Source organism: Patulibacter ginsengiterrae, assembly GCF_056269115.1.
In genome coordinates, this window is the sequence record NZ_JBWDOG010000026.1 from 20,345 (window position 1) to 43,382 (window position 23,038).

Genomic DNA, 23,038 nt, shown 5'->3' on the forward strand with positions numbered 1-23,038 from the left:
TGGGCCGCTCCGTCCCGCCGTTCTGTGCCCGCCGTCACGTCCGAGTTGACATGACGAATCGATTTGGCGTACGGTGGGTCGATGAGTCAGACCCCTCCGAACGCGGCAGTCGACGCCGTGGCCCCGCCCCGAGAGCTGGCCCTCGTCGGGGCCGACGTGCTGACACTGGACGACGCTCGGCCGCGGGCGACGGCGCTGCTGGTCCGCGACGGCTCGATCGCCGTCGTCGGCGACGACGCCGCGGTCCGCGCCGCCGCCGGGCCGACCGCCGAGGTCGTCGAGCTCGACGGCGCCTGCGTCGTCCCCGGGCTCGTCGACGGGCACATCCACGCGATCTCCGGGCACGAGATGGCCCCCGGCGTCGACCTGCTCGGGGTCCTCGACCGCGAGCAGGTCCGCGCCGAGCTGCGGGCCGAGCGGGCCCGGCTCGGACCCGACGCGATCGTGCGCGCGTTCGGGACCGACTACGGGATCTACGGCGGTCACGACATGGAGGGCGGCGAGCTCGAGGCCGACGCCGAGGGCCCCGCCCTGATCGCCTTCTTCGACCTCCACACCCACCTGGCGACGCCGTCGGTGATGGACCTCGCCGGGGTCGACGCGCCGGTCGCGTTCGAGGACGGCTGCGAGATCGTCTTCCGCGACGGGCGGCCGACCGGCGAGCTGCGCGAGCGCGCCGCCTACGACCACGTCGTCCGGCGGCTGCCCGCCGTCGACGAGGACCGGCAGGAGGCGGTCGCGCGGACCCAGCGGCGGATGAACGCCGTCGGCCTGACCGGCGGCCACGTGATGGACGGGACCCCCGAGACCTTCGTGCTGCTGCGCGAGCTGGAGGCCGCCGGCCAGCTGACGACCCGGCTGGTCGTGCCGCTGCTCGTCGCGCCGGGCGTCAGCGACACGGAGCAGGAGCAGTGGCTGGGCTTGCGCGACGAGCACGGCCGCCTGTGGCGGGGCGGGGTCGCCAAGTTCTTCGCCGACGGGGTCGTCGAGAGCGGCACCGCCTGGCTCGCCGAGCCCGACACCCGCGGCGGCGGCAGCGACTGCTTCTGGCCGGACACCGACCGCTTCCGCGCCGCGATCATCCGCTTCGCCCGGGCCGGCTTCCAGTGCGTCACCCACACGATCGGCGACGCGGCGGTGGCGTTCGTGCTCGACGCCTACCGCGAGGCCGGCGCCGCGCCCGGTGTCGTCCACCGGATCGAGCACGCCGAGACGCTCCCCGACGCGCTGCTGGCGCGGTTCGCGGCCGAAGGCGTCGCCTGCTCGATGCAGCCGCTCCACGGCCAGTGGCGGGCGCCGGACCGGAGCGACGAGTGGACGCAGCGGCTCGGGCCCGAGCGCGCCGCCCGCGCCTGGCGGACGGCCGACGTCCTGCGCAGCGGGGCGCTGGTCCCGCTCGGCTCCGACTGGCCGGTCGCTCAGCTCGACCCGCGGCTCGGCCTGCACTACGCGATCACGCGCCGGCTGCCGGCGCGCGGGCCGGAGTACGTGCTCGACCCCGAGCAGGCGCTGACGCCGCTCGAGGCCCTGCACGGCTACACGACCCACAACGCGGCGACCGTCGGCGAGCAGGACCGCGCGGGACGGATCGCCCCCGGGTTCCAGGCCGACCTGACCGTCCTCGCCGCCGACCCCACGACCGTCGACCCCGACCGGTTGGGGGCGCTTCCCGTCCGGCTGGTCGTCGTCGACGGCCGGATCGTCCACCGCAACGAGAGCTGACCGAGTGAGCACCACCACCGACCGGGGCAACGCGCCCCGGCCCACCGCCGAATCAGGCGCGGACCGGACCCTCGAGAAGGGCGTCCTCGGCACCGGGCACCTGATCTTCTTCGTGGTCGCGGCCGCGGCCCCGCTGACCGTGATGGCCGGCGTCGCGCCGTTGGCGATCGCCCGCGGCGGGATCGGCGCGCCCGCCGCCTACGCGCTGACCGGCATGATCCTGGCGCTGTTCGCCGTCGGCTACACCGCGATGAGCCGGCACATCACCAACGCCGGCGCGTTCTACGTCTACGTCTCGCGGGGGCTCAACCGCACCCTCGGCCTCGGCTCCGCGTACCTGGCGACCTTCGCCTACGCGGTGATCGGGATCGGGCTCTACGGCTTCTTCGGGCTGACCGCGGAGGGGACCTTCCAGGACCTCTTCGGGATCCACCTCTCCTGGCAGGTCTGGACGGCGATCGCGCTCGTGGTCGTCTGGTACCTGGCCCACCGCTCGATCGCGCTCTCGGCCACCGTGCTCGGGGTCGCGCTCTCGCTCGAGGCCCTGATCCTGCTGATCGTCGCCGTCGCGGTCGTCGTCCAGGGCGGCGCCGACGGGCTCTCGCTGGAGCCGTTCAAGCCGTCGAACGCCTTCACCAGCTCGTCCGGGGCGCTGTTCGCACTCAGCTCCGCCGCCTTCCTCGGCTTCGAGGCGACGGCGATCTTCAGCGAGGAGTCGAAGAACCCGCGCCGGACGATTCCCCGTGCCACCTACGGCGCGATCGCCTTCCTCGCGATCTTCTACGCCTTCATCACCTGGTCGACGGTGATGGCCTTCGGGCCGGACAAGGCCCAGGCCGCAGCGGCCTCGGACGTCACCGGGATGTTCTACGCGATGGCGGACCAGTACGTGGGGGCCTGGGCGGTCGACGTGATGCGGGTGCTGCTGGTGACGAGCGCGATCGCGGCGATCCTGGCCTTCCACAACGCTGCTTCGCGCTACCTGTTCGCGCTCGGCCGCGAGGGCGCGATGCCGCGGGCGCTGGCCCGCACGCACGAGCGTCACCGTTCGCCGTGGGTCGCGGGCGTGGTGATGGCGATCGTCTCGGCCGTCGTCTGCGCCGCGTTCGCGATCGCCGGCCTCGACCCCTACAACGACCTCTTCATCCTCGTCAACTCGCCGGGCCTGATCGGGATCATCGCCCTCCAGATCCTCGCCGGGCTGGCCGTGATCGGCTTCTTCCGGCGCAACGCCCGCGGCGAGAGCCGCTGGTCGACGACGATCGCGCCGGTCCTGGCGATCATCGGGCTGGTGACGATGCTGGTCTTCGTGACCAAGAACATGTCGCTGCTGACCGCCCGCGACTCGACGGTCAACGCCGCGATCATCGGCAGCGCGGCGGTCGTCTTCCTGATCGGGATCGGGGTCGCGATCTGGCTACGGCGCAGTCGCCCCGAGGTCTACGGGGCGTTGGCGACGACCCGGATCGAGGGCGACGACGACGCTCCGGCCCCGGTGGCGGTGTCCTCGGCCGGGGGCTGAGGGAGGCGGCCGGGCCGGCTCCTCCGGGTGGCTCCGGCCGACCAGCGGCGGACTGGCGGGGCGGGCGGGCGGCCGGGCGGGAGGCTCGCTCAGGCCGACGGCGGCCGCGGCGGATCGCGGTCGTCGTCCTCGTCCGGCCAGTGACCGGTGCGGCGGAAGCGTCGGCGGGCGCCCTGCTCGGCGTCGCGGTCGAGCTCGCTGCCGATCGCGAACCGGATCAGGAAGTCGGCGACCACGACCAGCAGCGCCGCGACCACGAGCCCCGGCGCGAGCTCGCGCGGGCCGACGATCGCGACCACCAGCGCGGCGAGCAGGATCGCCGCGGGCAGCAGCACCCGCACGGCGAACAGGCTCGGCCGCCGGGGCCGGTGGAGGTGGGGATGCGGCAACGAGGGCATCGCTCGACCGCTACCCGTTCGGGACGGAGACGACACGCCGCCAGGTCGTGCGCGCCCGCCGGCTCGGCCCGATCGAGGGGGCTGGACACCCGCGCGCGGGCCCGCCGGTCGCGCCTCCCGACCGCCGGGCGGCGGGTTCAGCCCCAGACCGCGGCGAAGACGCGCAGGGCGTTCTCGCCGAGGATCCCGCGGATCTCGTCGTCGGCGTAGCCACGGGCGACCAGGCCGCGGGTCAGCGCGGGGCCGTCGAGCGGCCCGCTGGCGGTCAGCGAGCTGCCGAGTCCGAGCGCGACGTAGCGCGAGCCGACCAGGCCGGCGACCTGGTCGACCCGGTCGAGGACCGCCTCGATCGGTGCCTGCGCGCCGGGCGGACCGGAGGCGATGCCGATGCCGATCGCCCCGTCGGTCGAGGCGATCGCCCGGAGCTCGTCGGTGCCCGCGGCCGATCCCCCGGGTCGCCGTCCCGAGACGAGGGCGCGGGACGCGACGATCGGGTGGGCCGAGCGCATCGCGACGTCGAAGGCGGTGGCGTGGTCGGCGCCGGCGACGTCGACCACGATCCCGAGCTGGTCGAGCCGTCGCAGCAGCCGGGTCCCGCTGGTGGTCAGGCCGTTCGCGTCCGTCACCGGGCTCCCGTCGGCGGGGACCTCGGCGGGGCGATCGCCGAGCCCGACCATCCGCAGCCCGAGTCCGTGGAGGGCGTCGAGCCCGGCCAGGTCGGTCGCGGCCCGGGTCCCGAGGAAGACGACGCGGCGACCGTCCCGCGCGGCGGCGCGGATCTCGCCGACGGTCCGCGCGACCGGCAGCGCGGACCAGGCGCCGGGCGGCTTCGGCGCGCGCCCCAGCGATGAGGGATCGACGTCGACCCGGCGGGCGGTGGGGCCCGTGGGCGGCGCGTCCGGCGCGCGGGCGGCTGCCGGCGCCGGATCGGCTTCCGTGGGGGAGGGCCCGAGCAGGTCGACGACCACGCACGAGGCGCTCAGCGCCGCGGCTCGCTGCTCCTGGGCCTCGCTGAGCCCGAGGTCGTGTCCGTCGCCGGTCATGGTCATGGGCGGTGCGGGTCCGGCCGCCGAGCGATCGAACCGGGCCACACGCTGTCAGATCCGCTCCGCGGGCCGGATTCCGCTGGGCCGCGGTCGGCGCGGTCCTGCGGGCCGGGGCCACCCACGGCCAGGGGCATGGCCGCCGGGCGAGTCTCAATAGAGGTAATGGGGATGAGCATTGGGAAGGCGGTCGTGGGCGGTCGTGCTCGCCGGTGCGGGAGCGGGGCTCGTCCCTTCCGCGCACGTTCCTGCCGACGAGCGCGGCTTCGACGGCTGCGCATCGGGTTGTCGAAGAGTTCCGTAAGAAGGTCAGATACCCAGTATCCAAGCCATTTGTCCAGCCCAAGAACGCCGACCAGCCGTTCGATTGCATGGACCTTCCGTGCAGCTGTCACAGACTGTGTATGCTGCGCGGCGGCCCTCGGGGAAGGGGGGTCTCCACCGACCATAGCCGGGAAGAGACTGGGGTAATCCAAAGGATCGGTAGGTGGCGTGCGTCGTCGGTCTGAAGCGACCGGCGAGTCACCCACCGCCGACTCCGACGCCCCGGTGGAACCAGGAACCACCGTGCCGTGGCGACGGCGCGTCCCCGAGGCCACCCACGGGACACGAGAGGGAAGAGCCAACAGATGAGCTATCGGGTCGGCAACAACGCATCACATGGGCGGCGGCGAGAACGCGCGAACGGAGGCACGTCGCGACTGCTGCTGGCGGCCGCGGTCTGCGCGACGACGACCGCCGGCCTTGGCCTCGGGGCGCCCGCCGCCCTCGCCGCGGACGGCTGCGCCAACCAGGCGCTGCGCGAGCAGCAGGGCGCGACCCGGCTGCCCGACTGCCGGGCCTACGAGCAGGTCTCGCCGGTCGACAAGAACGGCGGCACGATCGCCTCCGGGCTCGGCGCCCGCCAGGAGGCCGGGGGGATCACGTTCTGGTCGTCCGGGACCTTCGCCAACTCGCCGGGCTCGATCTCGAGCAGCTACCGGGCGCTCCGTGGCGCCGGCGGCTGGACGACGACGTCGCTGAATCCGCCGACGCTCGGGCGCAACCCGATCCTGATGGACCAGTTCTACGTCTCGGCGATGTCCAAGGACTTCTCGCGTGCGGTGATCGAGACCAAGTACCCGGTCGACCCGAACGACCAGGGGACCGGCGTCGGCGCCAACCTCGGCCACTTCGACGACTACCGGTTCGAGGGCGACGGCAGCTTCACCTGGCTCTCGGCGCCCCCGCTGCTGCCGGACCTCTCGCCGAAGGAGACCTACTTCGTCGCCGCGACCGACGACCTCGAGCGGATCGCCTTCAACAGCACCAAGCCGCTGACCGCCGACGGGGGCGCGGCGACCACGACCCAGCAGGTCTACGTCCGCGACGGCGACACGACCCGGCTGGTCAGCGTCGCTCCGGGTGGCGGCGCGCTGCCCGGCGGTGCGACCCTCGGCGACAACGATTGGAGCAACGCGGGCGGCTCGCAGATGGGCGGGACCTACCCCTCGGCGTTCTCCGCCGACGGCACGACGGTCTACTTCAAGACCTTCAAGAACCTCGCCAACCCGCAGCTCTACGTCCGGACCGACGCGCTCGGGTCCGGCGCGGCGACCAAGCAGGTCACGCGCTCGCACGCCGCCGACTCGCTCGGCGCCGGCTGCCAGATCAGCGCCACCTACCTCGCGGCCAATCGCGACGGCTCGCGGATGTGGTTCGCCTGCCCGACCAAGCTGACCGACGACGCGCCCGCCGGTGGCGGCATCTACGTCTACGACCGCGCCACCGACGGTCTCGACTACGTCGCGACGCCCGCCGGCACGACCGGCGAGGTGGCGCAGCAGATCAGGCCGGTGGCCGCCGACGCGGAGGTCGACTACCTCTGGTTCTCCAGTTCGGCGGTCCTCACCGACGGGGCGTCGCCCAGCGGCAACAACCTCTACGTGCTGCACGACGGACGCTTCTCGTTCGTCGCCAACACCGAGTACGAGTCGATCTTCGGCTTCCGGGCGGCGCTCTCGCCCGACGGGTCGCGGATCGCCTTCGACGCCGTGGCGCAGCTCGATCCGCACGCCGGTGGGTTCAGCCAGGTCTACGCGGCCGACGCCAACGCGGCCGACACCACGGTGACCTGCGTCTCCTGCCGTACCGACGGGAGCACGTCGGAGGGGCTGGCCAACTTCCGCAACGTGGAGGTCGATGCGTGGACGCCTCCCAGCCGGGTTGCGCCCCGCGGGGCGGTCGGGGCCGACGGCCGGGTCTTCTTCTCCAGCACCGACAAGCTGGTGCCGGAGGACACCAACGACGCCGCCGACGTCTACCAGTACCGCGACGGCAAGCTGACGCTGATCTCGACCGGCAAGGACCCGGCCGGGGCGATCTTCGCCGGCGCGTCGCAGGACGGCACCGACGTCTTCCTGATCACCGCCGAGCGGCTGGTTCCCCAGGACACCGACAGCGGCGTCGCCGACATGTACAGCGCCCGGATCGACGGCGGCTTCGTGCCGCCCGAGGACCCGCCGAGCTGCGGCACCGACTGCCAGGGCCCGGCGCCGGCGCCGTTCGTGCCGCTCGGGACCGCGTCGAGCACTCCCGGAGGCTCTGGCAACGTCGTCGCTCCGCCGCCCGGGAACGAGCTGGCGCCCGCCCCGAAGCCGAGCGTGCGCGCGGCGCAGGTCTCCGCCAAGCAGCGGACGGCCTGGGCCAAGCAGGGTCGGGTGACCCTCAGCGTGCGGGCCTCCGCCGCGGGCACCGTCCGCGCGACCGTGGCCGGCCGGCTCGGCAAGCGCGGCGTGCGCGTGGCGAGCGCCAGCCGCAAGCTGACCGAGGCCGGCAACGCGAAGCTGACGCTGCGGCTCTCGAAGAACGCCCGCACGTACCTGGCGCGGCACCACGCGCTGAAGCTCACGATCACCGTCCGCCACTCGCGGGGCGGCAGCACGAAGCGCACCACGCTGACGCTCCTCTCGACGTCGGCCAAGCAGACCAACGGAGGTGCGCGATGAAGCGCTTGACCACAGCACTCGTCGGTGTCATCGCCGCGCTCGCGTTCGCGAGCCCGGCCGCCGCCGACTTCGGCTTCGTGCCGGACAGCTTCACCGCCCCGATCCACGACGCCGCCGGCGTCGAGGTGACCCAGGCCGGCGCGCATCCCGACGCGACCGTCGACTTCATGCTCAACACGGCCAAGAACGGCGCCGGGGCCGTGGTCCCGGACCAGTCGCTGCGGAACGTCCGCGTGGACATGCCCCGGGGCCTGGTCGGCAACCCGCTGGCGACGCCCCGCTGCCGGCACCAGGAGTTCAAGGCCACGACCTGCTCGCCGGAGACGATCGTCGGGGCCGAGACGCTGAGCTACGCGGCGATCGCCGGCGCGAAGGTGGGGCAGGCGACCGTCCCGGTCTACAACCTGGTCCCGCCGGAGGGTGTGGCCGCGCGGTTCGCGTTTCAGGTCTCCGTGGTGGTGGTGATGATCGACGTGCGCGTGGCCAGTGACGGCGACTACCACCTCGTCGCCAACCTCCGCGACCTGGCGACGCTGCTCCAGATCCACGGCTCGAAGCTGACGCTCTGGGGCGTTCCGGCCGACAGGAACGGCCCGGGCCCGGACGAGTTCTACGGCACCGGGCTGACCTACGGTGGTCGGGGCACGGGCCCGCGCCTGCCGTTCCTCTCGGCACCGTCGCAGTGCGGTCCGCCGCTGACCACGACGATCAGCGCGAGCTCGTGGCAGGACGTCAACAGTCACGCCGAGGACAGCTACACCCCGGCCCACGGGATCAGCGGCTGCGACCAGCTCCGGTTCGATCCGTCGATCGCGGTCACGCCCGCGAGCCGCGAGGCAGGCCAACCGTCCGCCTACGCGGTCGACCTCTCGGTCCCGCAGAGCGACGACCCGGACGGGCTGGCGACGCCGAGCCTGAAGGACGCGATCGTGCGGCTGCCGGCCGGCGTGGCACTGTCGCCGGCGGTCGCCAGCGGGCTCGAGGCCTGCACCGACGGGCAGCTCGCGCTCGACTCGACCGACGCCGAGCAGTGCCCTGCGGCGAGTCGGATCGGCACCGTCAAGATCGACACGCCGGTGCTCGACGCGCCGATGAGCGGCTCGCTCTACGTCGGCAGCCAGCGCTCCGACGACCCCGAGTCGGGGGAGATGTACCGGCTGTTCCTGACCGCCGAGGGATCCGGCGTCCGGATCAAGCTCCGCGGGGCGATCCGGATCGACCGGGCGACCGGCCAGATCACGGCCAGCTTCCTCGACAACCCGCAGCTGCCGTTCTCGAAGATGTCGCTGACGTTCAAGGGCGGCGACCGCGCTCCGCTGGTCAACCCGACGGTCTGCGGCACGCACACCGCGACGACCACGCTCGCGTCGTGGGGCGGGCAGTCGACGTCGCCGTCGAGCTCGTTCGCGATCGACCAGGGCTGCCCGACGGGCCGCTTCGCCCCGACGCTGAGCGCCGGCACCACCGGCGCGCTGGCGGGGACGTTCTCGCCGTTCACGATGACGGTCGGCCGGGCCGACGCCGACCAGGACCTCTCGCGGATCGACGTCGCGCTGCCGCCCGGCCTGCTGGCCGCGCTCGGCTCGGTGCCGCTCTGCCCCGAGGTCAACGCGGCCGCGGGCAGCTGCGGCGCGGTCTCACGGGTCGGCTCGACCACGGTCGCGGTCGGCTCCGGCGGCGCGCCGTTCGGCCTCTCGGGCCAGGTCTACCTGGCGGGGCCGTACAAGGGCGCGCCGTTCAGCATGAGCGTCGTCGTCCCGGCCAAGGCGGGGCCGTTCGACCTCGGGCTGGTCGTGGTCCGGATCGCGCTCCACGTCGACGCCAACAAGGCGCAGGCGACCGCGGTCTCGGACCCGCTGCCGACGATCGTCGGCGGGGTGCCGCTGCACATGCGGACGGTCGACGTGACGCTCGACCGTCCCGGCTTCACGTTCAACGCGACGTCGTGTGCGGCGTCCGCCGTCGCCGGCTCGTTCGCCAGCACCGCGGGGACGGTCTCGACCGCGACTGTGCCGTACCAGCCGCGCGGCTGCGACCAGCTGGTGCTCGACCCGAAGCTGTCGCTGGAGTACACCGGCAAGACCCAGATGCGGACCGGGAAGCACCCCGGGATCGTCGCCAACCTCGCCGACAGCTTCGGGCAGGCCAACATGCAGTCGATCAAGGTCACCCTGCCGCTGACGGCGGCGCTCGATCCGGACAACGCCGAGGCGCTCTGCGAGCCCGCCGGCGCGGCCGCGCGGAACTGCCCGGCCGCCTCCCAGATCGGCTGGGCGACGGCGACGACCCCGGCCCTCCACGTCCCGATCCAGGGGCCGGTCTACTTCGTCAAGGGCACCCGGATCGGCGCCAACGGGAAGGTCATCCCGACCCTCCCGAAGCTGTTCCTGAAGCTGAGCGGCGAGGGCGTCGAGGTCGATCTCCACGCCGACTCGTCGGTCGACGCCAAGAAGCGGCTGACGACGACGTTCACCGGCGTCCCGGACGTCCCCGTGCGTGACTTCCGGCTGACGATCAACAACGGCAAGCGCGGGATCCTGAAGGCGACCAACGACGTCTGCGGCGCGGCCAAGGGCACGACGGTCGAGCTCACCGGGCACAACGGCGCCCGCACGGTCCGCAAGATCGAGCTGGCGGCGCCCTCCTGCGTCCCGCAGGTGCTGACGGCGACGCGCAGCGGCAGCGACCGGCTGGCGGTTCGGGTGGCCGGGGTCGGTGCGGGCAAGCTGACGCTCAGCGGGACCCGGATCACCCGTGCGACGGCCTCGGTCGCGAGCGGCGACAGCACGTTGGTCCGGGTCCGGCTCTCGCGTGCGACCGTGGCGCAGCTGCGGCGGGGCAAGGCGGTCACGGTCGCGGTCCGGGTCGCCTACGCGCCGAAGGCCGGCGCGACGACCGCCGCCGGTCAGGCGGCCAAGCCGGTCTCGTTCACCAAGACCGTGACGATCAAGGGCAAGAAGGTCGGCACGCGGTAGGTGCCTGCGGGGTGGTGGCGGCCGTCGGTCGCCCCGCCCCGCAGGCGGGTTGCCCGGCAGGGCGGCCGCCGCCCCGCCGGGCAGCCCGACCGCTGCGTGGGAGACCGCGCGGCGGCCGCCATGGCACGGCTGGCGGCGTAGTTCCCGGCTCGCCCCGAAGTCCATGTTCACGTTTCGAAACTTGTGTTGTCGGGTGTTCGCGGGTGCTAACGGGGTGGGGCGCTCCGGGGTGTCCCCGTTCAGCGCTTGTGTGTGCCCACCAGGAGCGTGGTGGACCTCGAAGCGAACGCCGTTAACGCGCTGGCATGATGGCGCGATGCGAGTTGGTCGTTCACGTTCACATTCCCTGCTGTCGGCCGGCGGCGTGATCGCCGTCTGCGCGATCAGCCTCGGCGCGACCGCCGGCCCGGCTGCCGCCGCACCGACCTGGCTGGGCCACGAGCCGCTGGCGGCCCTCGGTCAGGAGAGCAACGACCCGGACGTCGCCGTCGGAGCTGACGGCACGACGGTCGCGGTCTGGACGCGGGACGTCGCCGAGGGTGGCGAGGCGGTCCAGACGCGGACCCGGCTCGCGGGCGCGTCGGCGTGGGGGCCAGTCGAAGAGCTCGCGGAGGAGGACAGCGCCTCCGCCGCGACGGTCGTGATCGCCCCGGACGGGACGGCGACGGCGGTGTGGGTCTCCTGGGTCGGCGAGCTGGAGGTGGTGCAGGCGCGAACGCGCCCGGCAGGCTCGTCGGCGTGGGGACCGACCGTGGCGCTCTCCGGGGCCGGCGAATCCAACTACGCCCCGTCGATCGCCGTCGGCGCGGACGGCTCGGCGATCGTCTCCTGGACGACCTGGGACGGCGACCGCGACCAGGTGTGGGCGCGGACCCGGGCCGCGGGCGCGGCGGGCTGGGCGCCGGCCGAGCTGCTCTCCGAGACCGACGAGGACGGCTACTCGTCGAGCGTGGTCCTCGCGGCCGACGGGACGGCGACCGCGATCTGGGTCGCCAACGGCGACACCGAGCGGGTCTGGGCGCGGACCCGCCCCGCCGGCTCGTCGAGCTGGGGGCCGGCTGTCGCGCTCTCGGCCGAGGGCGTGGGGGCGTCCGATCCGGAGCTCGCGGTCTCGCCGGACGGGCGGGTGACGGCCGTCTGGGAGAGCTACCACGACGACGACGACTCGCGGGGGCAGGTGCGCACGCGTGCCGCCGGCTCCTCGAGCTGGGGGCCGGTCGTCGACCTGATCGACGAGGACGTCGACGATCCCGAGATCGACGCGGGTGCCGACGGCACGGTCGCCGTCGTCTGGGAAGGCGAGGACGGGAACGACGTCGAGCCGACGTACGTCCGGACGCTGCCCGCGGGCGCGTCGGCGTGGAGTCCGGTCGTCCAGCTGTCCGCGGACGGCGAGGAGACGGAGAATCCGGTGGTGGCGGTCGCTCCGGACGGGGCGACCACGGTCGTCTGGGAGAACGACGAGGAGGAGATCGACCGGGTCTTCGCACGAACGCTGGCGGCGGGAGCATCGGCCTGGGGCCCGCCCGTCCTGCTCTCGACGGAGCAGCACGAGGCCGAAGACGTGGCGGTTGCCGCCGGTGGCGGGGGCACCGTGGCCGCGGTCTGGGCGGGCGCCGGCCCCGACGAGACCGACGAGCGCGTGTACGCCTCGCTGCTCGACGGGGGCGGGCCGCAGCTGGGCGAGGTCACGGTGCCGGTGACCGCGGGTGCCGGGGCGCCGGTGGCGTTCTCGGTCTCGCCGCGCGATCTGTGGTCGGGGACGGGGGAGACGACGTGGGACTTCGGCGACGGGGGGACCGCGACCGGGACCTCGGTCTCGCACGTCTACGCCGCGCCGGGCGTCTACACGGTGACGATCCGGAGCCGCGATCGGTTCGGCAACGAGACGGTCGAGCGCCGGACGATCACGATCACCGGACCGGCGGCCTCGGGACCCCCGCCGCTGGCACTGCCGGTGGTCTGCGACGCGCCGTTCGTGGTCCTGACCGGGATCGAGGCGCGCGGGTCGCGCGTCCGGCTGACCGGGGTCGCGTCGCGAAAGCTCGCGGGCCGCAAGCTGACGGTGTTGCGTGACGAGACCCGGGTGGCGGAGGCCACGATCGCTGCCGACGGTGCGGTAAGCGCGACCGTCAGCGCCCCGAAGCAGGCGAAGCTGCGGGCGCGCTCGCGCTACCGACTGAGCGTCGACAACGTCCGCTCGCGGGCGCTGAAGGCGACCCGTCAGGCGCAGGTCACGGGTCAGCAGGTCCAGGCCGGGGGCGGCCGCAACGTGCGTGGTCGGGTGGCGGGGATCCGCAAGCCGACCACGTTGACGGTGCTCGGTCAGCCGGTCTGCGGCACGGGGCCGTCGACGACCGCGCGGATCCGGACCGACCGCCGCGGTCGCTTCCAGGTCGTCCTGGCGCCGCCCGGCTCGGACGCCAAGGGCGCGCCGGCGATGGTCTACCGGGTGCGCGACGGCAAGCGGACCGTGACGCTGACGATCGCCGTGACCGCGCCCTAGCGCAGTCGATCGTCACGGCCGCGCCGGGTCCGAGGACCACGGCGCGGCCGCCCCGCCCTGCCGCGTCGCGGGTACTGTTCGCCTCCGGGCCTTCCTCTCTCCTGGAGCGTTACGCATGGCTGCATTCCCCGTCTCGATCGTTGGCGGCACCGGCGCTCTCGGTGCCGTGCCGCAACCGCCCCGGAGCGCGTCGTCGACGCGGCGGTCGATCGTGCGCGGAGGTGGTGGTGCAGGGCAGATCGGCCGGCCGCCGGTCACCCGGGCTGGCGCGGACGCGACCGTCTGAGGCCACGGTGCGGGTCGGGGAGTGGGTCGCCGGACGGCGACGGGACCGGGAGATCGTGGCGACGGCGCGTGCGCTCCACGAGCGCGGCCTGGTCGTCGGCAGCGTCGGCAACGTCAGCGTGCGGGTCGCCGGCGGCGCCCGGATCACGCCCAGCCGCCTCGACTACGACCAGATGGCGGCCCGCGACCTGGTGACGGTCGGCCCTGGGGGCCGCGTGCTCGCCGGCGACCGCACGCCGTCGCGGGAATCGGCGCTGCACCTGGCGGTCTACGCCGCGCACCCGACCGCCGCCGCGATCGTCCACACCCACAGCCCGCACGCGGCCGCCTGGAGCTTCCTCGGCGAGCCGCTGGAGCCGGCGACCGAGGAGCTGGAGTACTTCGGGATCGGGACCGTCGCGACCGCCCGCCGGGCCCGGCCGGGGTCCCCCGAGTTGGCCGCGGCGACGGTCGAGGGGCTGGGCACGTCGCGGGCGGTGCTGCTCGGGGGGCACGGCCTCGTCGCCTGGGGCCGGACGCTGCGCGAGGCGGTCACGGTCGCCGAGGCGGTCGAGCACCAGGCCCAGCTGGCCTGGCTGCTGCGCGGGTCCGCGACGACGCCCCCGCCGGCGTAGAGCGGGCTCTTCGCCTGGGTCCGCCGACCCTCGGGATCGGTGGGCCCAGGCTCAGCCGCGGAGCTGGGTCGGGTGGTCGCGCATCGACACGAGCGCGACCCGGGCCGCCTGGAGCCACTTCGCTCGCCCGGCCAGCTCGGCGGCGTCCATCGTGCCGAGGATCACGCCGCAGAGGGCCTCCCACGGCGCGCGTCGGGCGACGAGTCGCTCGAGCGAGGGTGGGCCCGCCGCGGCCAGCTGCTCCAGGCAGTTGCTCTCGGCCTCGGTCACGAAGCCGATCAGGCGCTCGAGGTCGTGTGGCCGCGCGAGGGCGATCCGCAGGCGCAGGTCGGCGTAGGAGGCCGGACGCCCGGAGAGCCAGAGATCGACCTCCTGCTCGCCGGCCGGGGTCGCTCCGTAGGTCATCCGCGGTTGGCGGTCGGTGCTGGCCGGAGCGGGCCCGCGCGGCTCGATCAAGCCCCCCTGCTCCAGGCGAGTCAGAGCGGTGTAGACCGACGACTTCGGGAACAGCTCGGGGTCGACCGACCAGCGCCGTAGTTGCTCGACCACCGCGGCGCCGTAGGTCGGCCGCCGGGTGACGACGGCGAGTACGGCTTTTCGTGTCGGGGTGCTCATCTGCTCGGGCCGGACCTGGAGGCATGAGCATAGGCGATCGCCGTTACACACGATGCGTTCTCGTACCGCACGGCCTGGGGTCCAGAGTGGCCCGCGAGGCGGCCTGAAGTGGGGGCCGAACGAGTGGATCCCCGGCCGCTGCGCCCAGTAGCGTACGGCTGAAACTGGGATCGTGGTTGTCCGGCCGGTGTGACGGGTGTGTGCACGAAAGGGGATGTCGGCGGTGTCGGATGCCGAGACAAAGGTGGACATCTGTACGAGAACTGTCCCGGCTGTCCGCGGTCGTCTGAGCGCCGCGGACGCGCCGGTCGGAGCTCGTGCGGTCGCAGCGCGCGCCGGCCGGCTAGCGCGGGGCCGCGATCGGTGCCGTCAGTCGCGTCGCGGCCTCGACGAGCACGGCCTTCGGCACGTCGGGGTGGTCGATCCACCAGAGCGCCAGCCCGGCCAGGCCGCTGGTCAGCAGCTCCGCGGTCGGCTCGACCTCGGGGGGCGGGATCCGCTCCCCGGCCTGCTCCGCGACGAACGTGGCCATCACCTGGCGGGCACGGCGGCTGACCCGCAGCCGGACCTCGCGGATCTCCGCGTCGCCGGAGTCGTCGCGGAAGAGCATCAGCCAGGCGTGCTGGTTGGCGTGGACGTAGTCGAGCCAGCGTTCGAGGATCGCGCGCACCCGCCCGGCGGGGGTGGGCGGGGCGGGCGGTCCGTCGGGCGGGTCGAAGAAGCCGCCGAGGTCGTCCTCGTGGCGGGTCAGGAGCGCCAGGTAGAGGGCCTTCTTCGAGGCGAAGTGGCGGTAGACCATCGGCTTCGTCACGTCGGCCGCAGCCGCGATGTCCTCCAGGCGGGTGCCGGCATAGCCGTCGCGGGCGAACAGGCGGCCGGCCGCGGCGACGATCAGGGACCGCCGCTGGTCGGCGGGGATCCGGACGCGGGGCGGTCCGCCGGTGGTTCGGCGCGGCTCGGTCGTCGCCGGGTCGGGGTGTGCGCGGCGGGTGGCGGCGCGCCGCGCGGTCGCGGGCGGCGCGGTGGCGGGCGACGCGGTGGGCCGGGTCGACGTGGGGTCGGCTCGGCGGTCCGGAGGCGAGGTCGACGGCGGGTCCGGGGGTGACACGGTTGCCGAATCGTAGCGGGCGGCGTATGTTGTTACCGACCGGTAACAAGACCGCCCAGGAGTACGAGCCCCGTGTCCACCACCGCCGCCGACCCCGACGCCACCCACGACCCCGTCCACCGCGCCCGCTACACGTTCCGGACCGACGGCGACGACCTGATCGTCGAGGCCTGGCTGGCGCCGGACGGGGCGCTGCCGCCCCACCTCCATCCCCGCCAGGAGGAGCGCTGGACGGTGCTCGACGGCCAGGTGCGCTTCCGGCTGGGCCGGACGACCCGCACGATCGGTCCGGCCGATGGCGAGCAGATCGTGCCGGCGGGGACGGTCCACGGGCTGGCCGGCAGCGGCGACCGCGAGGCGCACCTGCACTGCGTCGTCCGCCCCGGGCTCGGGCTCCAGGCGTTCCTGGAGGACAGCGCCGCCGCGGCCCGCGAGGGGCTCTTCCGGCGGGGCGGGATCCCGCGCGGCCTGCGTGGCGCACGCTGGGCGGCGAGCTTCCTCGCCCAGCACCGCGAGGACGTGGTGATGCGCTTCCCGCCGCGCCCGGTCCAGTCGGCGATGATCGCGATCTTCGGGGGCTCCCGGGGCGGAAGGGGCTGACCCGGATGCGACGGCCCGGTCCGGACGACCGGCGGCCCGGGGATCGACCTCGGTCTGGGCCGGCATAGACCAAAGCCCGTAGAGGACGCGGGCCCCCGCTGGCACCCTGGGGGCACGATGAAGGACCCACAGGACTACGACCTGGCGTCGGGGGCGGTGCTGCTGCTCGGCATCTACGCCGGGGTGCTGCCGTTCGCGGTCAAGCTCGGCGGACTGGACTTCGGCCTGGCGGCCACCACCCACCTACCGGGCCCATGGTGGTGGATCGTGTCGTTCGCGGTGATCGCCGTCGGGCTGGTCGTGCTCGAGGCGCTCGATCGGGCTCGCAAGCGGCTGGTCGCCCGCGAGGGGTAGTCGCGCGCGCGGCGCTTCGATCACGCGACGCGGCTCGGGATCGGCGCCGCGCCGAGCTCACCGAGACCCGTCGCCGCCGGCCTCAGCCCTCGATCGACTCCGACAGCTCGATCCAGGTCGCCTCGAGCTGCTCGCGCTCCTCGCCCAGTGCGGTCAGGTCGGCCTGGAGCTCGCGCAGTCGGCCGAGGTCGGTGGCCGCGGCGGCCATCTGCTCGTGGAGCGCGGCTTCGCGACCGTCGAGCTTCTCGATCGCCCGCTCCAGCCGCGCGACCTCCTTGCGGGCGTTGCGGAGGGCGCCGCCGGTGAGGGCGGGGGCGGTCGCCGTGGCGGTGCCGCCAGCGGAGCCGGGGCCGCCGCTGGCCGTGGGACGGGCGGCTCCGGTCGCGGTCTCCGCCTCGGCCGCGTGCGCCGCCCGGCGCAGCGTCATGTACTCCTCGATCCCGCCCGGCAGGTGCTGGATCCCGCCGTTGCCCATCAGCGCGTAGACGTCGTCGCAGACGCGCTCGACGAAGTAGCGATCGTGGCTGACGACGATCAGCGTGCCCGGCCAGCCGTCGAGCAGGTCCTCGAGCGCGGTCAGGGTGTCGATGTCGAGATCGTTGGTCGGCTCGTCGAGCAGCAGCACGTTCGGCTCGTCCATCAGCAGCCGCATCAGCTGCAGCCGGCGGCGCTCGCCGCCGGAGAGCTCGCGCACGAGCGTGCGGGCCTTCGCGCCGCGGAAGCCGAAGCGGTCGCAGAGCTGGCCGGCGGTCATCTCGAGGCCGTCGCTGGTGGTCGTCGCGCCGCGGATCTCCTCCAACGACTCGAGCACGCGCAGGTGGCCGGGGATCTCGGCCGTGTCCTGCGAGAGGTGCGCGAGCCGGACGGTGGTGCCGCGCTCGACGGCCCCGGTCGACGGCGTCACGCTGCCGCTGAGCAGGTCGATCAGGGTCGTCTTGCCGGAGCCGTTGACTCCTACCAGCGCAACCCGGTCTCCCGGGCCGAGCCGCCAGGTGGCGTGGTCGAGCAGGGTCTTCTCGCCGTAGGCGACGGAGACGTCGACGGCGTCGAGGACCTTGCCGCCGAGCCGCTGGGACGCGAACCGCAGCAGCTCGACCCCGTCGCGGGCGGCGGGCTCGTCGGCGATCAGGGCGTTGGCGGCCTCGATCCGGAACTTCGGCTTCGAGGTCCGGGCCGGCGGACCCCGCCGCAGCCACGCCAGCTCCTTGCGCATCAGCTGCTGGCGGCGGTCCTCGCGTGAGGCCTCCTGGCGGTCCCGCTCGGCGCGGGCCAGGACATAGGCTGCGTAGCCGCCGTCGTACTGGTGGACGGTGCCGTCGGTGACCTCCCAGGTCTGGGTGCAGACGGCGTCGAGGAACCAGCGATCGTGGGTGATGACGACCATCGAGCCGCGGCGCGCGGCGAGGTGCCGGGCGAGCCAGTCGACGCCCTCGACGTCGAGGTGGTTGGTCGGCTCGTCGAGCAGCAGCAGCTCGGGGCTGTCGAGCAGCAGCTGGGCGAGCGCGATCCGTCGCCGCTCGCCGCCCGAGAGCGGACCGATCACGGTGTCGAGGCCGTTCGGGAACCGCCGCATCTCGACCCCGCCGAGCAGCCCGTCGAGGACCGAGCGGAAGGTCTTGTCGCCGGCCCACTCGTGGTCGGCGCGGCCGCCGATCAGCTCGTCGCGGATCGTCTTGCTGCCGTCGAGCGCGTCGCCCTGGGCGACCACGGCCATGTCGAGGCCGCCGAGCCGGGTGACCGCGCCGGCGTCGGGCTCCTCCAGGCCGGCCACCAACCGCAGCAGCGTCGACTTGCCGTCGCCGTTGCGGCCGACGATCCCGATCCGGTCGCCGGCGTTGATGCCGAGGGTGACGTCGTGCAGCACCGACCGGCTGCCGTAGCCCTTGTCGACCGACTTGAGGTTGACCAGGTTGCGGGGAGCGGGGGCCATCTGCCCTCCATGTTGCCGGGAACCGGCGAACGACGCGGGCCCGCTGCCCGGGGATGCGCAACGTCACACAGCTCGATCTGACCGCTGAGATACTGCGGCATGCTCGAAGACGCGGTCGGATCGCCTCCCGGCTCCTCGGCCGCGCCGCCGCTGCCGCCGCGCGTCGAGCTGCTGCGGCGGTCGGCACAGCTCGCCGCCGTCGAGGGGCTGACGGCGCAGGCGCTGGTCTGGCAGGCCGAGGCCATCGACCATCGCGCGGCGCTGGTGCGCGAGGCGGTCCGGATCTCCAGCCCGCGCGTCTGGACCGACACGCTCGGGGCGCTCGCCGCGACCACCTGGCGGGTCGCGAGGACCGCCGCGCCCGAGGCGCCCGTCGCGCTGCTCTCGGCCGGGGCGACCGCCGTCGGCCTCTCGATCTCGCCGCCCGCCGCCGATCGTGGCCTGATCGCCCGCGCCCAGAAGCTGGTCCGGGCCGGCGGCCCGGCCTACGTCAAGCTCGGCCAGTTCATCGCCAGCGCCGACGGGCTGCTGCCCGACGAGTGGGTCGCGGCCTTCGCGTGGTGTCGTGACGAGGCACCACCGTTCGCTCCCGGCACCGCCGAGGAGATCGTCGGCCGCGAGCTCGGCGGCGACCTCGACGCGTTCGCCTCGTTCGACCCCGAGCCGCTCGCCGCCGGCTCGATCGGCCAGGTCCACCGGGCGGTCCTGCGGGACGGCCGTGCGGTGGTGGTGAAGGTCCGCCGGCCCGGCCTGCGGGCCCGCTTCCGGGCCGACATCGAGACGCTGGCGCTGGTCTGTGCCGCCGCCGACCGGCTCCACACCGGGGCCCGCTCGGCCAACCTGCCGGCCTTCGTCGAGCTGTTCGCGCAGCTGACGCTGGAGGAGCTGGACTTCCGGCTGGAGGCGGCGAACCTGGTCGAGAGCCTCGCCGTGCTCGAGGACCTCGGTGCCGAGCACGTGCGGGTGCCGCGCCCCGTGCCGGGGATGGTCAGCGAGCGGCTGCTGGTGATGGAGCACGTGCCGGGGGTCTCGTACGCGCGGCTCTCGCTCGACGACGGCACGCTGGTCGACGGCGACCGGCTGTTCGAGGTCGGGGTCCGCGGGGTGCTCGAGGCGACCATCGTGCACGGCCTGTTCCACGGCGACCTGCACGCCGGCAACGTGCTGGTCGAGGGGCCCGGGTTCTCGATGGTCGACTTCGGGATCTGCGGCCGGCTCGACGCGACCCAACGCGCGGGCCTGGTCCGGTTCCTGGTCGGCTTCGCGGCCTCCGACGCCCGGATCCAGGTCGAGGCGATGCGGACCTTCGGGGCGATCGACGCCGACGCCGACGTCGAGCGGCTGGTCGAGCGGCTCCAGGAGGAGATGACCCGGCTCGAGGCCCGCTCCGACGGCGAGGTCACCTTCGACCGGCTCGGCGAGACGCTCGGACGGCTGCTGCGAACGCTCGCCGCGGGCGGCTTTCGGATGCCGAAGGAGCTGGTGCTCTTCTTCAAGAACCTGCTGTACCTGTCGAGCTTCGCGGCGGCGGTCGCGCCGGAGGCCGACGTGCTGGCCGTGGTCGAGCGGATCCTCGGCGACCTCTTCACCCGCGACGCGGGGATCGCGGCGGTGGTGGCGGCCGCCGCGGGCGAGCCCGGCTGAGCGGCCCGCGGTGGCGGGCGTAGGGTCGGGCCATGTCCACGGTGACCGACGACGAACGGCAGCAGGTCGAGCAGGCGAACGCCAGCGGGCAGCGCCCGGTGGTCTTCATCCACGGGCTCTGGCTGCTGCCCAGCAGCTGGGACCGCTGGGCGGCGGTCTTCGCGGAGGCGGGCTACGCGCCGCTGACCCCGGGCTGGCCCGACGATCCCGAGACCGTCGAGGAGGCCAAGGCCCACCCGGAGGTCTTCGCCGGCAAGAGCGTCGGCCAGGTCGCGGATCACTACGCCGAGGTGATCGCGGGCCTCGAGCGCAAGCCGGCGGTGATCGGCCACTCGTTCGGCGGCCTGCTGACCCAGATCGTCGCCGGCCGTGGGCTCTCGGCCGTCTCGGTCGCGATCGACACGGCGCCGTTCCGGGGCGTCCTGCCGCTGCCGATCTCGGCCCTGAAGGCGTCCCGTCCGGTGCTCGGGAACCCGGCCAACCGCCACCGCGCGGTCCCGCTGACGTACGAGCAGTTCCGCTTCGCGTTCGCCAACGTGCTCGGCGACGACGAGGCCCGGGAGCTGTACGCGGAGTTCGCGGTCCCGGCCTCGGGCACGCCGATCTTCCAGGCCGCGGCCGCCAACCTCAACCCGTGGACCGAGGCGAAGGTCGACGCGAAGAACCCGGAGCGCGGCCCGCTGCTGATCATCGCCGGCGAGGAGGACAACACCTCGCCGCTGGCGATTGCCCACGCGGCCTACAAGCACCAGCAGCACAACGAGGGGGTGACCGAGATCGCCGAGGTCCCCGCCCGCGGCCATTCGCTGACGATCGACAGCGGTTGGCGCGAGGTCTGCGACGTGGCGCTGGCGTTCGTCCGCCGCTTCGCCGACGACGGCTAGGGGCGACCCGGGGGTGGAGCGGTGCGGCCCCGGGGGAGGTCGGGGCCGGGCACGGTCAACGGCCTACGGTCCGTAGTCGTGGTGCGGGCTCGAGCGCGTGGCGCCCTGCGCGTCGCGGAGGACGTCGAGCACGGCGTCGACCGGCAGCGCGTCGACGCGGGCGCCGAGTCGCCGCGGTCGTCCTTTGGCAGTCAGCGAGCGGCCGGGGCCGACCATCAACCGGCACTGCGGGCAGCGCATCGGTCGCGGTGGGTACGGGTGAGGTGCGCGCTGGGCGATGAGCCGGCGGCAGTGCGGGCAGTGGGCGTTGTCCGATGGCATCCGCGGCTGCCCCTACCCGATCCACGCGCGCGTCAAACGGTTCATGTGGACATCGTACGCCTGGGTCGGGCGACCATCGGATCCACCGGGACGTCAGGGCGTCGGGACGGCGTGGGGTCGGGATCCGGAGGGCGGCGAAGGGCGACGTCGGACCGAGACGGCAGGCCGGCGGGACAGGGCGGGCGAAATCCGGAGGACGGCGGTGCAGCGGCGACGGGCCGGGTAGACGGAGGACACGATGGCGATCGCGATCTACGCCGATCGACGGGACGCCGGGCGTCGCCTGGCCGCGTCGTTGCGGGACCTGGTCACCGGTCCGGTGCTGGTGCTCGGCCTGCCGCGCGGTGGGGTGCCCGTGGCCTTCGAGGTCGCCTTGGGCCTGGGGGTGCCGCTCGACGTCCTGCTCGTCCGCAAGCTCGGCGTGCCCGGCCACGAGGAGCTGGCGATGGGCGCGATCGCGTCGGGGGGCGTACGGGTCCTCAACGCGGGGATCCTCGAGGAGCTCGCCGATGCCGAAGCGGCGATCGCCGCGGTCACCGCACACGAGCTCCGGGAGCTCGAGCGCCGTGAGGGTCGCTACCGGGCGGGGCGATCGCCGCTGGCGGTGGCGGGTGCGGACGTGGTCGTGGTCGATGACGGGCTCGCGACCGGGGCGACGATGCGAGCGGCGATCGCGAGCCTGCGCGAGCGGGCGGCCCGTTCGGTGATCGTGGCCGTGCCCGTCGGGGCGCCGAGCGTCTGTGGTCTGGTGGAGGAGGAGGCCGACGCCCTGGTCTGCCTGTCCACGCCGGAGCTGTTCGGCGCGGTCGGGCACTGGTACGCGGACTTCGGGCAGACCGAGGACGAGGAGGTCATCGCACTGCTGGCGGAGGCCGACCGGCGGCCGGCCGACTGACCAGCGCGGTCGGGTCGCCTGCGGTCCTCCGCTCCGGCCGCCCGGTCAGGCGGCGGAGGGCGTCGTGGCGTAGCGCTTGGCGGTCCGCTCGCGAGCCTTGGCCGCTTCGACCTCGCGGTCCTTCGGCGGGGCGTTCGTGACCAGTCGGTCGAGCAGCTCGGCGGTGATCGCGGCGACCTCCACGACTGCCTGCTCGAACGCCGCGGCGTTGGCCTGCGAGGGCTTGGTCGAGCCGCTGACCTTGCGGACGTACTGCAGCGCCGCGGCGTGGATCTCCTCCTCGCTGGCGGGCGGCTCGAAGTTGTACAGCGTGCGGATGTTGCGGCACATGCTCCGAGCGTACGCCCGACGGTCGGGCCGCGCCACCCGTCGTCCCGATCGCCGTGTCGGTGCCGATAGCCGGCTTCGGGGCGGCCGGGGGCCGGTCCCCGAGCTCGCCGCGTCGGCGAGCTCGAGGTCCGGGCCGGGCTACTTCTTGCTGCTGGCCTTCTTGGGCTTGGTGCCCGGGATGCAGGCCGTGGTGATCTTGTTGCTGGCCTTCGTGGCCGCGCCGTTCTGGCCGGCGAAGGTGACCTTGCCGGTCAGCTTGGCCCCGCAGAGCGGGGTCGTGGTGGCGATGATGCCGTGCTTGCCGC

At 74.0% G+C, this 23,038-nt stretch carries 18 protein-coding genes; 11 read left to right on the plus strand and 7 right to left on the minus strand.

Annotation, left to right across the window (positions count from 1 at the left end):
• The first annotated feature begins 81 nt into the window (after positions 1–81).
• Positions 82–1,722 (plus strand): amidohydrolase, encoded by a 1,641-nt coding sequence (locus tag ACVUH9_RS21215; protein ID WP_475760655.1) that lies wholly within the window; start codon positions 82–84, stop codon positions 1,720–1,722.
• A 4-nt stretch (positions 1,723–1,726) separates the two neighbouring features.
• On the plus strand, positions 1,727–3,244 hold the full coding sequence (locus ACVUH9_RS21220) for an APC family permease (RefSeq protein WP_475760657.1): 1,518 nt from the start codon (positions 1,727–1,729) through the stop codon (positions 3,242–3,244).
• 89 nt (positions 3,245–3,333) lie between these two features.
• Here ACVUH9_RS21220 and ACVUH9_RS21225 read toward each other — a convergent pair whose 3' ends face one another.
• Positions 3,334–3,642: a hypothetical protein gene (locus ACVUH9_RS21225; protein WP_475760659.1), complete on the minus strand. Its 309-nt coding sequence runs from the start codon at positions 3,640–3,642 to the stop codon at positions 3,334–3,336.
• A gap of 137 nt (positions 3,643–3,779) precedes the next feature.
• Positions 3,780–4,685, minus strand: a complete 906-nt coding sequence (locus ACVUH9_RS21230; RefSeq protein ID WP_475760661.1) for a dipeptidase — start codon at positions 4,683–4,685, stop codon at positions 3,780–3,782.
• Between the two features lie 629 nt (positions 4,686–5,314).
• Between ACVUH9_RS21230 and ACVUH9_RS21235 the strand changes: the two genes are divergently transcribed.
• From ACVUH9_RS21235 to ACVUH9_RS21250, 4 genes are all read left to right on the plus strand, one after another.
• On the plus strand, positions 5,315–7,672 hold the full coding sequence (locus ACVUH9_RS21235; protein WP_475760663.1) for a hypothetical protein: 2,358 nt from the start codon (positions 5,315–5,317) through the stop codon (positions 7,670–7,672).
• Positions 7,669–10,647 (plus strand): hypothetical protein, encoded by a 2,979-nt coding sequence (locus ACVUH9_RS21240; protein WP_475760665.1) that lies wholly within the window; start codon positions 7,669–7,671, stop codon positions 10,645–10,647. Before ACVUH9_RS21235 ends, ACVUH9_RS21240 begins: the two co-directional genes overlap by 4 nt.
• 316 nt (positions 10,648–10,963) lie before the next feature.
• Positions 10,964–13,153, plus strand: a complete 2,190-nt coding sequence (locus tag ACVUH9_RS21245) for a PKD domain-containing protein (protein ID WP_475760667.1) — start codon at positions 10,964–10,966, stop codon at positions 13,151–13,153.
• A gap of 293 nt (positions 13,154–13,446) precedes the next feature.
• The gene (locus tag ACVUH9_RS21250; RefSeq protein ID WP_475760669.1) at positions 13,447–14,052 is read left to right on the plus strand and encodes a class II aldolase/adducin family protein; all 606 of its coding nucleotides are present in this window, start codon (positions 13,447–13,449) and stop codon (positions 14,050–14,052) included.
• 51 nt (positions 14,053–14,103) lie between these two features.
• Here the strand turns inward: ACVUH9_RS21250 and ACVUH9_RS21255 are convergent, their stop codons facing one another.
• Positions 14,104–14,667 (minus strand): PadR family transcriptional regulator, encoded by a 564-nt coding sequence (locus tag ACVUH9_RS21255; protein ID WP_475760671.1) that lies wholly within the window; start codon positions 14,665–14,667, stop codon positions 14,104–14,106.
• Positions 14,668–15,010: 343 nt separating this feature from the next.
• Positions 15,011–15,775 carry a TetR/AcrR family transcriptional regulator gene (locus tag ACVUH9_RS21260; protein ID WP_475760673.1) on the minus strand — a complete coding sequence of 255 codons (765 nt, stop codon included), beginning with the start codon at positions 15,773–15,775 and terminating at the stop codon, positions 15,011–15,013.
• A gap of 72 nt (positions 15,776–15,847) precedes the next feature.
• Here ACVUH9_RS21260 and ACVUH9_RS21265 point away from each other — a divergent pair, with 72 nt between their 5' ends.
• Together ACVUH9_RS21265 and ACVUH9_RS21270 are read left to right on the plus strand one after the other, a co-directional pair.
• Entirely contained in the window at positions 15,848–16,375 is a 528-nt protein-coding gene (locus ACVUH9_RS21265; protein WP_475760675.1) for a cupin domain-containing protein, read from the plus strand.
• A gap of 117 nt (positions 16,376–16,492) precedes the next feature.
• On the plus strand, positions 16,493–16,729 hold the full coding sequence (locus ACVUH9_RS21270) for a hypothetical protein (protein ID WP_475760677.1): 237 nt from the start codon (positions 16,493–16,495) through the stop codon (positions 16,727–16,729).
• A gap of 82 nt (positions 16,730–16,811) precedes the next feature.
• Here ACVUH9_RS21270 and ACVUH9_RS21275 read toward each other — a convergent pair whose 3' ends face one another.
• On the minus strand, positions 16,812–18,659 hold the full coding sequence (locus tag ACVUH9_RS21275) for an ABC-F family ATP-binding cassette domain-containing protein (protein ID WP_475760679.1): 1,848 nt from the start codon (positions 18,657–18,659) through the stop codon (positions 16,812–16,814).
• 99 nt (positions 18,660–18,758) lie between these two features.
• Here ACVUH9_RS21275 and ACVUH9_RS21280 point away from each other — a divergent pair, with 99 nt between their 5' ends.
• Together ACVUH9_RS21280 and ACVUH9_RS21285 are read left to right on the plus strand one after the other, a co-directional pair.
• The gene (locus tag ACVUH9_RS21280; RefSeq protein ID WP_475760681.1) at positions 18,759–20,303 is read left to right on the plus strand and encodes an ABC1 kinase family protein; all 1,545 of its coding nucleotides are present in this window, start codon (positions 18,759–18,761) and stop codon (positions 20,301–20,303) included.
• A gap of 32 nt (positions 20,304–20,335) precedes the next feature.
• The gene (locus ACVUH9_RS21285; RefSeq protein ID WP_475760683.1) at positions 20,336–21,187 is read left to right on the plus strand and encodes an alpha/beta hydrolase; all 852 of its coding nucleotides are present in this window, start codon (positions 20,336–20,338) and stop codon (positions 21,185–21,187) included.
• 63 nt (positions 21,188–21,250) lie between these two features.
• On the opposite strand, the gene ACVUH9_RS21290 is transcribed toward ACVUH9_RS21285, so the two are convergent.
• Positions 21,251–21,427 carry a hypothetical protein gene (locus tag ACVUH9_RS21290; RefSeq protein ID WP_475760685.1) on the minus strand — a complete coding sequence of 59 codons (177 nt, stop codon included), beginning with the start codon at positions 21,425–21,427 and terminating at the stop codon, positions 21,251–21,253.
• Between the two features lie 319 nt (positions 21,428–21,746).
• Between ACVUH9_RS21290 and ACVUH9_RS21295 the strand changes: the two genes are divergently transcribed.
• Positions 21,747–22,403 carry a phosphoribosyltransferase gene (locus ACVUH9_RS21295; RefSeq protein WP_475760687.1) on the plus strand — a complete coding sequence of 219 codons (657 nt, stop codon included), beginning with the start codon at positions 21,747–21,749 and terminating at the stop codon, positions 22,401–22,403.
• Positions 22,404–22,448: 45 nt separating this feature from the next.
• Here ACVUH9_RS21295 and ACVUH9_RS21300 read toward each other — a convergent pair whose 3' ends face one another.
• Positions 22,449–22,733: a DUF2277 domain-containing protein gene (locus tag ACVUH9_RS21300; protein ID WP_475760688.1), complete on the minus strand. Its 285-nt coding sequence runs from the start codon at positions 22,731–22,733 to the stop codon at positions 22,449–22,451.
• Between the last annotated feature and the right edge of the window lie 305 nt (positions 22,734–23,038).